This window comes from Aquirufa nivalisilvae (assembly GCF_004307455.1).
GTDB lineage: Bacteria > Bacteroidota > Bacteroidia > Cytophagales > Spirosomataceae > Aquirufa > Aquirufa nivalisilvae.
On the sequence record NZ_SEWX01000001.1, the window covers coordinates 15,022 to 27,707 of the forward strand.

At 37.4% G+C, this 12,686-nt stretch carries 11 protein-coding genes and 1 tRNA gene; 7 read left to right on the forward strand and 5 right to left on the reverse strand.

Annotation, left to right across the window (positions count from 1 at the left end):
- Positions 1-2: 2 nt before the first annotated feature.
- A complete protein-coding gene (locus EWU22_RS00070; RefSeq protein WP_109324167.1) occupies positions 3-1,217 on the reverse strand; it encodes an NADH-quinone oxidoreductase subunit D in 1,215 nt (404 codons plus the stop codon).
- Between the two features lie 175 nt (positions 1,218-1,392).
- Here EWU22_RS00070 and rpmG point away from each other — a divergent pair, with 175 nt between their 5' ends.
- From rpmG to ftsY, 3 genes are all read left to right on the forward strand, one after another.
- Positions 1,393-1,575, forward strand: a complete 183-nt coding sequence (rpmG, locus tag EWU22_RS00075) for a 50S ribosomal protein L33 (protein ID WP_109325429.1) — start codon at positions 1,393-1,395, stop codon at positions 1,573-1,575.
- Between the two features lie 18 nt (positions 1,576-1,593).
- Entirely contained in the window at positions 1,594-1,746 is a 153-nt protein-coding gene (locus EWU22_RS00080; protein WP_109324168.1) for a DUF4295 domain-containing protein, read from the forward strand.
- A 101-nt stretch (positions 1,747-1,847) separates the two neighbouring features.
- On the forward strand, positions 1,848-2,825 hold the full coding sequence (gene ftsY / locus EWU22_RS00085) for a signal recognition particle-docking protein FtsY (protein ID WP_130923921.1): 978 nt from the start codon (positions 1,848-1,850) through the stop codon (positions 2,823-2,825).
- A 31-nt stretch (positions 2,826-2,856) separates the two neighbouring features.
- Here ftsY and EWU22_RS00090 read toward each other — a convergent pair whose 3' ends face one another.
- Positions 2,857-4,524 carry a glutamine--tRNA ligase/YqeY domain fusion protein gene (locus tag EWU22_RS00090; protein ID WP_130923922.1) on the reverse strand — a complete coding sequence of 556 codons (1,668 nt, stop codon included), beginning with the start codon at positions 4,522-4,524 and terminating at the stop codon, positions 2,857-2,859.
- Between the two features lie 248 nt (positions 4,525-4,772).
- Between EWU22_RS00090 and EWU22_RS00095 the strand changes: the two genes are divergently transcribed.
- Both EWU22_RS00095 and EWU22_RS00100 read left to right on the forward strand, forming a co-directional pair.
- Complete coding sequence (locus tag EWU22_RS00095; protein ID WP_130923923.1) at positions 4,773-7,265, forward strand: T9SS type A sorting domain-containing protein; 2,493 nt, start codon at positions 4,773-4,775, stop codon at positions 7,263-7,265.
- Between the two features lie 54 nt (positions 7,266-7,319).
- Positions 7,320-8,369 (forward strand): beta propeller repeat protein, encoded by a 1,050-nt coding sequence (locus tag EWU22_RS00100; protein ID WP_130923924.1) that lies wholly within the window; start codon positions 7,320-7,322, stop codon positions 8,367-8,369.
- On the opposite strand, the gene der is transcribed toward EWU22_RS00100, so the two are convergent.
- Positions 8,349-9,671, reverse strand: a complete 1,323-nt coding sequence (gene der / locus EWU22_RS00105; protein ID WP_109324176.1) for a ribosome biogenesis GTPase Der — start codon at positions 9,669-9,671, stop codon at positions 8,349-8,351. The two genes, EWU22_RS00100 and der, sit on opposite strands and share 21 nt — an antisense overlap.
- Positions 9,672-9,681: 10 nt before the next feature.
- The gene (gene era / locus EWU22_RS00110) at positions 9,682-10,584 is read right to left on the reverse strand and encodes a GTPase Era (RefSeq protein ID WP_109324177.1); all 903 of its coding nucleotides are present in this window, start codon (positions 10,582-10,584) and stop codon (positions 9,682-9,684) included.
- A gap of 97 nt (positions 10,585-10,681) precedes the next feature.
- Here era and EWU22_RS00115 point away from each other — a divergent pair.
- Together EWU22_RS00115 and EWU22_RS00120 are read left to right on the forward strand one after the other, a co-directional pair.
- A tRNA-Met gene (locus EWU22_RS00115) sits at positions 10,682-10,754 on the forward strand.
- A 612-nt stretch (positions 10,755-11,366) separates the two neighbouring features.
- Complete coding sequence (locus tag EWU22_RS00120) at positions 11,367-11,681, forward strand: LytR/AlgR family response regulator transcription factor (protein WP_109324178.1); 315 nt, start codon at positions 11,367-11,369, stop codon at positions 11,679-11,681.
- Between the two features lie 45 nt (positions 11,682-11,726).
- Here the strand turns inward: EWU22_RS00120 and EWU22_RS00125 are convergent, their stop codons facing one another.
- Positions 11,727-12,626 carry an OmpA/MotB family protein gene (locus EWU22_RS00125; RefSeq protein ID WP_109324181.1) on the reverse strand — a complete coding sequence of 300 codons (900 nt, stop codon included), beginning with the start codon at positions 12,624-12,626 and terminating at the stop codon, positions 11,727-11,729.
- Positions 12,627-12,686: the final 60 nt, after the last annotated feature.

Sequence of the window (12,686 nt, forward strand, 5' to 3'; positions counted from 1 at the left end):
ATTTAACGATCAACTTCCCCCATGACTAAATCCAATGATCCAATAATTGCCACCAAATCAGCCAAATATGTACCCTTTGCTAAGGTGGGCAGTACCGATAAATGGTGAAATGAACAAGCTCTTACTTTCATTCGACTTGGAATATCAGACTTGCCATCTGCTCGAATAAAAAAGCCCAATTCACCTTTGGGATTTTCAGCTCGGACATACACATCCATAGCTGCTGGTCTAATTTTCTTTGGAACCATGGCCTGAGGCTGGAAGTCTTTGGTTCTTTTACAGTCCCCAACTAATTTCTCCAAACATTGTTCTACAATCCGAATAGATTCTTCACATTCTCTAATTCGAACATGATTTCGATCCCAACAATCTCCTACTTGACCCATAGCCCCTTCACCGACAGGAATATCAAATTCCAATTCTGGATACACCGAATAAGCATCAACCCGACGCAGGTCAAATGGTAATCCCGAACCGCGCAATACTGGCCCAGTACAACCATAATTGATCGCTGTTGATAAAGGTAATATACCAACATTGGCTGTTCGTTTGATAAAAATACTATTCTCCTCAACTAAATTTTTAACCTCTAGAATGGTAGCTTTTAAAACAGGTATTAACTCTTTCACACGCTCTTCGAAACCCACTGGTAAATCATAAAATAAACCACCGATCCACACATAATTATACAACATGCGTGCTCCAGATAACCATTCCAATAGACGTTGAATATGTTCTCTATCCCGCATCAACCACAAAAATGGAGTGTAGGCTCCTATATCCAACCCATAAGTACCTACCGCAACGAAATGAGAAGCTATACGATTCAATTCTGCCACCAAGACACGGATGTATTCAATTCTTGGAGGTAATTTACCTTCCAAATCCAACATTTTTTCTACCGCCATCACATAGGCATGTTCCGAATTCATGGAAGCCATATAGTCCAAACGATCAACATAAGGTATGATTTGATTGTAAGGCAATGCTTCTGCATGTTTTTCAAAACAACGGTGCAAATAACCCAAATGAGGAACCACATCTACGACTAATTCTCCATCAGAAATCAATTCCAAACGAAGAACCCCATGTGTAGATGGATGTTGAGGCCCCAAAGAAATGATCATTTCCTCCGATTTCAAATTTTCAAGCGAATACCGATTGGGGTCAGATAAGGCGAAATTCTCAGCTTGATATTGATATTGAAGGGGCTTCATAAAACAAAAATGAGAAAAAAGGACAGTAAATAAAAGCCTCACAGATGGATTTAAGGGTGAATGGCTATTATGTTAAAAATTTTACGACATATTTTATTTAAAGACTTTGCTAAAAAAAATATTTCTTCTACCTTTGCAGTCCGTTTCAAATGAGGCGAAAAAAGATTTTAATACTATGGCAAAGAAAGGAAATCGCATTCAAGTAATTCTAGAATGCACTGAGCACAAAGAATCTGGTTTACCAGGAATGTCGCGTTACATCACGACTAAGAATCGTAAAAACACGACTGCTCGTATCGAATTGAAAAAATACAATCCGGTATTGAAGAAAGTTACACTTCATAAGGAGATCAAATAGTTTTAATACTTAAGAAATATGGCTAAGAAAGTAGTTGCAACGTTAAAGAAAGAAGGAGGCGTAAAATACGCTAAAATCATTAAGGCGGTTAAAAATCCAACCACAGGAGCTTATACCTTCAAAGAAGAAATCATTCTTCAAGATGAGGTAAATGCTGCATTGAAAAACTAATTTTTCAAGCGGGGCACCTTTTTTTCGCTTAGATATTAAAGTCCCTTCGTGAGGGACTTTTTTTATTTTTGTTACATTCGTTTTTATTTTCATTCAAAGCCATGGGACTATTCGATTTTTTTAAAAAGAAACCAGCACCACAAGAACAGGAGGAGCTGGAGGCCTTGGAGAAAGGACTAGAAAAAACCAAAGAGGGATTTCTTTCCAAAATGGGAAGAGCCGTTCTAGGCAAATCTAAAGTGGATGAAGATGTGTTGGATGAATTAGAAGAAATTCTATTGAGTTCAGATGTCGGAGTCCCTACTACTTTAAAAATCATTGACCGAATTGAACGTCGCGTTGAACGTGACAAATTTGTGTCTACTGAAGAACTTGATCAAGTTTTACGAGAAGAAATTGCCGCTTTATTAGAAGAAAACCAGTCGGCAGACTTACAACATGCCTTTGCAGAACCTAAGCAAAAGCCCTATGTTATCATGGTAGTAGGTGTCAATGGTGTAGGTAAAACAACGACCATTGGAAAATTGGCTTCTCAATTTCACCAAAATGGGTTAAAGGTGATTCTTGGTGCGGCTGATACATTTCGCGCAGCAGCCGTGGATCAATTAAAATTATGGGGAGAACGAGTGGGGATTCCTGTGATTGATCATGGAATGAATACCGACCCAGCTTCGGTTGCCTATGATGCAGTCAAGCAAGGAGTGGAAATGAATGCCGATATCGTCATCATTGATACAGCTGGTAGATTACATACCAAAGTGAATCTGATGACTGAATTAACCAAAATCAAACGTGTTGTTCAAAAGTTCATCCCGGATGCTCCTCACGAGGTTCTTTTGGTATTAGATGGTTCTACAGGACAAAATGCATTCATTCAGGCTCAAGAATTCACAAAGGCGACTGAAGTTACTGCCTTAGCCATAACCAAATTAGATGGCACAGCTAAAGGTGGGGTCGTGATAGGTATTTCAGACCAGTTCAAAATTCCTGTAAAATATATTGGAGTCGGAGAGAAAATATCTGATTTACAAATATTCAACCGCAGCACATTTGTAGATTCTTTGTTTGCAAAAAAATAGATAAGAGTCGAAGCAATGCTTCGACTCTTATCTATTTTTGTTGTTTGGCCCAGGTATCCTTAAGGGTTACTGTACGGTTAAATACTAAATGACCATCTTGGGTATCTTTATCCAGACAAAAGTACCCTTTACGCATAAATTGAACAGCTTTTTCAACTTGTGCTTCCTTCAAAGCAGGCTCTACATAAACTTTATCAAGCACTTGCAAAGACTCTGGATTGATGAATTTCATAAAATCATCTCCTAATTCAGAAGCATCTTCTACTATCAATAATCGATCAAATAGACGTACCTCGGCCACCTCAGCATGAGGAATAGAAACCCAATGAATAGTTCCTTTCACGTGGATCCCAGAAGTATCTTGTCCCGATTTGCTTTCTGGAATGTAGCTAGCATGAATTTCTTTGACAGTTCCATCTTCATTCAATTCAAAACTCTCGCATTGGATGATATAAGCACCCTTTAAACGAACAGATAAACCAGGACCTAGTCTAAAGAATTTTTTAGGTGGATCCACCATAAAATCTTCCCTTTCAATATATAATTCACGTGTGAATGGTACAGCTCTTTTACCTGTACTTTCATCTTCAGGATTATTTTCAATTAACAAGTCTTCCGTTTGACCTTCTGGATAATTAGTAATGACTAATTTCACTGGATCTAATACCGCCATATAGCGATTGGCCGATTTGTTTAAGTCTTCTCGAATACAGAATTCCAACAAACTAATGTCAATGAGGTTATCACGTTTGGCAACACCGATTCTTTCACAGAAATTCTGAATGGATGCAGGTGTAAAACCCCTTCTTCGTAAAGCCGAGATGGTTGGCATTCGTGGATCATCCCAACCATGGACAATTTTCTCATTCACCAATTGCAGGAGTTTACGCTTACTCATTACAGTGTGCGACAAATTTAACCGAGCAAATTCATATTGATGGGTAGGGAAAATCTCTAATTTTTCTATGAACCAGTCATACAGGGGGCGGTGTACATCAAACTCCAAGGTACAAATGGAGTGAGTGATACCTTCCATGGAATCAGATTGCCCATGAGCGAAATCATACATGGGGTAAATGCACCAAGCATTTCCAGTTCTATGATGTTCCACATGACGAATGCGGTACATAAACGGGTCGCGCATGTGCATATTGGGATGCGACATATCTATTTTGGCCCTCAAAACTTTAGCCCCATCAGGAAACTCACCTGCGCGCATCCGTTGAAACAAATCTAAATTTTCTGCTACAGACCGGTTACGATAAGGACTTGGAACACCAGGAGTAGTAGGTGTACCTTTTTGAGAGGCTATTTCCTCTGCAGATGAATCATCCACATAGGCCAGAGATTTTTCAATTAACTGAACTGCATATTGAAATAAAGTCTCAAAATAATCGGAGGTGTATAATTCATTTGCCCAACTAAAACCTAACCATGCCACATCCTTCTTGATGGATTCAACATATTCAGTTTCCTCAGTAATGGGATTCGTATCATCAAAACGCAAATTCGTCTTTCCTCCAAATTCTTGAGCTAAACCAAAGTTTAGGCAAATAGACTTGGCATGGCCGATATGTAGGTATCCATTAGGTTCAGGAGGGAATCGAGTGAAAATTCCTTGAGGGTATTTTCCAGCTGCTAAATCGGCCTGAACGATTTCTTCTAAAAAATTAAGGGATTTTGGTTTTAATTCTTCCATTCAATATACGTTCTTGACAATTTTGTCGTTTTTAGGGTCGAAAATGATAAATTCAATTTCAAAAATACGCAATATTTAAGCTATGCGAACAGAAAGCGGATAGAATATTCTGCTTTTCAAATTTAATTGCTCTTTTATATGCCATTTAATAAATTTCTTGCCCTACATAAGATATTTTTAATTAATTTAGTGCCTAATTCAATAGGTAGCTTTATTGTTTAATTAATCTACTCAAACTCGTTCTTAACATGATGAACAAATTCTTCAAATTCAATTTATCCGCCATTCTAGTATTTTTGATGGCATATTCCGCCTCGGCTCAACTTATCAATGGAAAACTAGGTGATCAGACTACACTAGTTAAAAATGGTGAAGCAAAGGCTCTTGTTGCTTCGGGTTGCCCTGCTGGTGCTTATTTTGACTGGGGCTTTTATAAAAATGAGCCCAATGGAGGTGGTGTTACATATTATCCTATGACAGCAGATTGGGATATCGCATATGCTGGCAATGGTGTTGCTGATAATAATGTTACTGCGTTAGCATTAACCTTAGATAATAAACCTGGAGGAAACATTCCTCCATATGTTTATGAATTAAAATGTGTTACTACTCCTGGTGGAAGTACCATTGCCCCTGGAACTATGTCTTCCAAGGTTACTATTGTAGTAGCAGATGCTAATTATGCTCCAGCAGTTTCTATGTTGGATGGAAGTATTGTTTGTGGCGACATCAATGACCCTAATTCGGGATCTATTTCATTAAAGGCTACAGGTTGCCCAGATGGAACTCTATGGTATTTACCTGTAGGAAACAAAACGGTTGAAATTGCCAATTGGGATGCTATTAAAATTTCTGGTGCAGATTATATCACAGGTAGATATAGCGTAAGTTGTATTATCAATTATTCATTGAATTCAGCTGCATTACCTCCAGACCCGTCTACCCCTCCAACCAATGTTCCAATGAAAACATATTCCAAAGCTGCAGGGTATGATGTAAGAAAGGGCTATGCTGTTCCTACCGTATTTGTTAACAGCGTAAAAAGTGTTTTACCAGATAATGATACTAAAGAAGTTTGCCAAGGAACATTGGTAGATTTGGGTATTTATACGAATCCAGAAAGAAACAATACATTGAATTTCAGTCAGTATAGCCAATATTTCGAATTCCAATGGTTCGGAAAAGATGAATACAAGCCTTCTGACAATTTTGGTGCGGATCGTTTCAATGCAACAGGTCAATCAACGGGTGTATTAACAGCCATTGCTGAGAGAAAATCGGTTTTATATTATGTGAAAATAACAGACAAGGCTGGAGTATGTGGTTCTAAGGAATCCAACCAAGTTCGTATTACTTATGTAGAATTACCTAAGCCTGGTCCTATCACTGGAAATTTAGGTTATTGCATCGAAGGCTCTACGGCTTTAAAAGTGGATTCAGCTTCTTTGGTACTTAACAAAGGTTATTTGTGGGCTGCTAATGGAACTCCAACGAAACCATCTAAATTCCGTTGGTATGTAGACGGAGTTGAAACAGCTGCGTTGGGTAACTTATCTAGCATTATTTTCAAACAGAATGCAAAAGTAAAAGTGGACTATGTATCTAACTACAACTGCCCATCTCCTGCTTCTGATGAAGTTACTATCAAGAACTACGACAAGCCAGTTACTCCAACAATCACTGCCTTAAAACCAGCGAATGGTTCATTAGTAACAGCTTCTACTGTTGGTTTCTGCGAAGGAACTCCAATTGCAGGTCAACTTCAAGCTTCTTCTTTACCTAATGGTGAAGCTACTAAATGGGAATGGAGTAATGCATTAACAACAAGCTTAATTGATTACAATAAAGTTGGTTTCTACACAGTAAAAACCATCAATGCAAATGGATGTTATTCTGAATCTTCTGCTGCAGTTGAAGTAAAAGTGTTAGCTCTTCCTGCTGCACCAACTATTACAGCTGGTGGCGCAACTACATTCTGCGCTAGAAAAGATGATGACTACAGTGCATTCAATGCAGTAACTTTAACAGCATCTACTTCAAATAGTATTGTTAATTGGTATGGAAATGCGAATACATCTCTTTCTACTTTGAAAGTATTTGAAGGTGTTAAAACTTCTGATACATACTACACTAGAGCAACAGATATCTACGGATGTATCTCTCCTGCTTCTAATAAGATTAAAGTAAGTGTTCAACAAAATCCAGTTGCTTCTGATGCTAGAATTGTGAAAGAAGGAGTTTATACTTTAAAAGCATTAAACTTCCCAGCTACCGTTACAGGTGGTACTGCTAGTGATTATGAGTGGAAATTCGGAACGACAGCACTTCCTTCAAAAAGCTACATCACGAAAGTGAAAACAAACGGAGATTACAGTGTTAGAAGAAAGTATTTGTATGCTATCGATGGTTTCCCATTAACTTGCTACACTGACTTTACTAAATATACATACACTTTAGATCCAGAATTTAATGGAGTTGCTATCTTCCCTAACCCAGTGACTAAGCCAGATGTTGACGGAGTTAACATTCAAATCTTAGATGATTGGACTAATGCAGTAGTTACTTTATATGACATGGTAGGTCGTCCAGTATATTCAGGAAAAATTCCAGCTTTAAATGCTGCTAACCCTGAGCCTACTAACATCCTTAAGTTGCCAGGATTAGGAAACGGTATTTACATCGTAACAATCACTGCTGACAACAGCAAGTCTTATACTGGTAAAATTATCGTAAGTAAATAAGATTTTGAACTTTATTAGAAGCCTCTCGTTTACTCGGGAGGCTTTTTTTATGCCATGAAAATACGATCGCTCCTTCTTGTTTTATGCTTGTTTCTTAATCATGCATCCTATGCCCAATGGGTTAATATTCCATTACAGACAAAGGCTTCATTCCGGGCGATTAGAAGCCATAAAAATCAAATTTGGATTGGAGGCACACAAGGAACGGTTGTCTATTCTCTAGATAAAGGAATGACTTGGCATGAGCAACAAGTTCCAACTGCCGAAAAACTTGATTTTAGAGATTTAGCTGTAATCAATAAGCAGAGAATATTACTAATGAGTGCAGGACCTGCGGATAAAGGTGCTGCCAAATTATTTTTAAGTAAAGACCAAGGGCAAACTTGGAATCTACTATTTGAGAAAAAATCGGGACCCTACTTCTTTGATGCCATAGCTTGGAATTACAAAAAAAACGAAGGCGTCATGTTATCCGACCCCATGAATGGCCAGTTCCCTTTGTTTAAAATCAAAGCAAATGGAGAACAAGTAGAAGACATACTGATAACATCCTTTCCTACTTTATTTGCGAGAGAAGCTGCTTTTGCTGCTAGTGGATCATCATTACTTTGGATCAATCGAAAATTAAATATTGTGACAGGAGGATCAACCCAAGCTAGAATCTTACAAAGTCAAGACGAGACTCTTACTAAATTCCAGTCAATGTCCCAAAGTACACCTGCTGATAGCAGTAGTGGATTCTTTTCTATTGGTGCCAGGAATAAAAGCCATTATTGGGTAGTTGGAGGAAACTACCTTCATCTGAATGAAAACAAAATAGGGATATTAGAAAGCAGAGATGCTGGATTAACTTGGGAGAACCTCAAGGATTATCCAAAATTCTATATGGAAAAAGCAATATGGACAGGTAAGTATTGGGTTGTAGTAGGACCATCTCAAAGTGCTGCGTACGAACCTAAATCAAAAAAGTGGATTTCGCTTGGCGAAACCCACTTTCATAATATCATACTATACAATAAACAACTAATTGCAGTAGGCTCAAAAGGCACATTGTCTAAAATGTCCTTAGCCGAATTAGACCTATTATTTCTTCCTAAAAAATAATGAAATAGGTGTTCCTTCTAATTTGAATGCCTTACGCATTTGATTCTCCAAATACCGTTCATAGCTTTCCTTAATATATTGAGGTAAGTTACAGAAGAAAATAAAAGTAGGATAAGGTGTCGATACTTGCGTACAATACTTAATTTTGATGTATTTACCTTTCCAAGCTGGAGGTGGATAATTATTAATTACCTCCAACATCACATCATTTAATTTAGATGTAGCTATTTTCTGAGAACGGTTCTCAAATACTTCTAACATTTTTTCGACCACCTGGAAAATACGTTTCTTTTCCATGACCGAAGTAAATATCACTGGCATATAATTGATCGGCGCTAAACGCTCTTTAATCGCATTTTCCAGCTTAATAGCCGTATTAGTGTCCTTTGCCACCAAGTCCCATTTATTCACCATCAGAACGATCCCTTTCTTAGCTTTATCCGCCATACTGATGATGTTCATATCTTGGGCTTCTAGACCAGTATTGAAATCAATGGTAGTAGCATCTACTAAAATAATCGCCAAATCGCATTCTTCCATAGCCTTGATTGAACGCAATACAGAGTAATACTCTATATTATCATCAATCTTGGCTTTTCTACGAATACCGGCTGTATCAGTAATAATGAAATCCTTACCATACAATGTATAACGATTCTGAATGGCATCACGAGTGGTCCCTGCTAAATCAGTAACAATGGAGCGTTCACGACCAAGCAATGCATTTAAGAAAGATGATTTCCCAACATTAGGTCTACCTAAGATAGCAACACGAGGCACGCCAGCTTCTGGATTTTCGACACCTTCTTCTTTAAAATGAGAAACCATTAGATCCAACATATCCCCTGTTCCACTTCCACTTTCAGCAGCTATAGCATATGGATCCCCAAGTCCTAATTCATAGAATTCCGCAGCAACAAAAGCCTTATCATGCGTATCAGCTTTGTTAGCTACAATAATCACTGGCTTCTTTGATTTACGCAATACCTTGGCAAAGTCCTTATCTAAATCCGTTAACCCAACTTGGCAATCAACTACGAATAATAGTACATCTGCCTCTTCCATGGCCATCTCCACTTGTTCACGGATGGCTCCTTCAAACATATCTTCAGAACCATGTACATAACCACCTGTATCGATTACAGTAAAAAACTTACCCGTCCACTGACCATAGCCATAATGGCGATCCCGAGTAACCCCAGACACATTGTCCATGATTGCCTTTTTTTGCTCAATCAATCGATTAAACAAGGTCGACTTTCCTACATTGGGACGACCAACAATTGCTACTATATTTGACATGTTATTAAAATTAATCGAGCGAATACCCGAATGAACGCAATTTATCAGCCTTTGCACGCCAATCTGGCTCCACTTTGATAAATTGCTCTAAAAATACTTTTTTACCAAAAAATTTCTCCAAATCTTGGCGGGCTTCAATCCCTACTTTTTTGATACTTTCTCCCTTATGCCCAATTAAAATGGCACGCTGTGAGACGCGTTCTACATAAATCTCAGTGGCGATTCGTAAAATAGTAGGCTCATCTTTAAAAGATGTAACTACTACTTCACAAGAATAAGGAATCTCCTTCTTGTAATTCATGAATATCTTTTCTCGGATAATTTCCGATGCAAAAAACTTTTCGGGCTTATCTGTTAATTCTTCCGGATCGAAAAACGGAGGATGAACAGGCAATTTGGCTACAATATGTTCAAAGATTTGATCTAAATGCACTGATTCCAAAGCAGAAATAGGCAAAATAGGCTTATCAGGAAATATTTGTCGCCAGTAATCCAACCGTTCCTGAAGCTTTTCAGTTCCGACTAAATCAATTTTATTCAATAAAACTAAAATGGGAGTATCTGTATGATCCTTCCAATTCGTCAAAAATTCTAAATCTTCATATTCGTCAAATACATCAGTTACATATAATACGACGTCTGCATCCTCCAATGAACTTTTTACAAACTGCATCATTGATTTATGCAATTCATACTTGGGCATCAAAACCCCAGGTGTATCTGAATAGACAATTTGATAAGGTGTACCTTCATATTCCCCATTCAACATCCCTAAAATGCGATGTCTGGTGGTTTGGGCCTTAGAACTCACAATCGACAATCGCTCACCTACCAAGGCATTCATTAAGGTACTTTTACCGACATTCGGCTTACCTATAATACTAATAAATCCAGATTTGTGAGGAGATGCCATATGAAAAAAACACACCCTATTTATTGGGAATGAATATTAAAATACAAAGATACTTGTTTTTCTCGACAAAACCCTGCATCTTTGCACTCCGATATATCGCGGGGTGGAGCAGTTGGTAGCTCGTTGGGCTCATAACCCAAAGGTCGTCAGTTCGAGTCTGGCCCCCGCTACAAGTAAAAAGGCAAATCTTTATGGTTTGCCTTTTTTATTTAAGGTGCCTTCAAGAACCTAAAAGACCTTAAATAAATTTACTATTCAAAGTTCAAATATCTGATGTTGCCAAAGAGACTTTAAAGATTTTACAACAACAATACAGTTCAAGTACCCAAGGTTCTCGAATACACAAGATAAAATCATCCACAAAATTCATGTGCCGTAGGTTCTCGAAGGCACGGCCTCAAAAATTAAATAGCTCATAAAAAATATTTTTTAGCCCTATTTCTCCGTTATTATATTGCCAATTTAAGATTCATTTGATGTACTGCTTGTACTGATGGATGAATGTATTTTACGGCAGAATAAAAACAATCTACAGTTAAAACGACATTAAATATTGCCCTAAGAATTGATAGTGTTTAGTTTACGGAAGTATTGGCAATTTGCCTCTATGTGCCTCATTTTCAACACATAGTAATTATCAATAAAAAATAACCTAATTATATGTATGCTAAAAAAATAATGGTTTACCACTTAAAATGATTATTTACCACTTAGTAAGTGCAGGACAGATAATCACAGTTTGTTGAGTAAATTTACGTTACCTATTTAACAATAATCAACCTATGAAAAAAGACATTAAATTGCCGAGCATTGATCAATGCCCAGTGGACGACATCGTGTTCATCGAAGGAAAAGGAAATTACAGTATCGTATTCCTAAAAAACAAGAAACAAATCACCATAGCCAAAACACTAAAGAAATTTGAATCTCAATTACGTATGAACCCATTTTTGCGGGCACATAAATCATACTTAGTCAATCGAGAGAATATTTCAGGTCAGAATTTCCAAGGTACCAATACTTTAACAACTATTTTGGGCAACGAAATTCCCATTTCTCGTCGAAAACTCGACTTAGTAAAAAAACATTTCGCATAAAAAAAGGGCCTCAAATGAGGCCCTTTCCTTTATAATCTAATTTGATTACTTTCCTGATGGAGGAGCTAACAAATTGAAGAATTGATCTAACTTAGGAGTAACGATGATTTCAGTACGACGATTCATCTTACGTCCAGACTTGCTCTTGTTCTCAGCTTGTGGTTCAAACTCACCACGACCACCTGCAGTCATACGCTCAGGATCTACTGAGAATTTAGTTTGCAATAAACGAACAACTGAAGTAGCACGCTTAGCACTTAAATCCCAGTTATCTTTAATACAATCTGTAGAAATAGGTACACTATCGGTATGTCCTTCAACTAAGATATCTAAATCTTTATGATCATTAACCACTTTAGCCACTTTAGCTAATACAGCTTCCGCTTTTGTGTTAATTACTGAGCTTCCTGAAGCAAACATTAATTTATCAGAAATAGAGATATAAACTACACCTTTTTTCACTTCAACAGTTACATCTTCATCATTTACATCAGCCAAAGAACGCTTCAAGTTCATTACTAATGACAAATTGATGGAGTCCTTACGTTGAATAGTAGAGTTCAAATCCTTGATATACTTTCCTTGCTCATTCAAGGCATCCAATGACTTACGGATACTTTCAGCACCTGATTTATTAATCACTGACAAATCAGACAAACGATCTAACAAATTAGTATTTGTTCTTTTCATGTAATCCAATTGCTCTTGCAAGTTTTTCAATGAAGCAGTTCTTGCTTCTAACTCGGCATCTCTCTTTTTAATTTCAGCTTGTAAACTAGCTGTTAAAGATTGACAATCAGCAAGATCAGCTCTTGATTTGGCAAGCGATTGGTCACTACTAGCTTGTAGTTCTGTTAAACGTGATTGCAAATCAGCAATTTTCTTTTTGCTTGCACAAGAAAAGAAAAATGGCATCAGAGCGATTACTAAAAGTAATTTTTTCATAATGATGATTCGGTTTGGGGGTTAATGACTCAATGTTTAAAATATAATTGCCACAAAAGT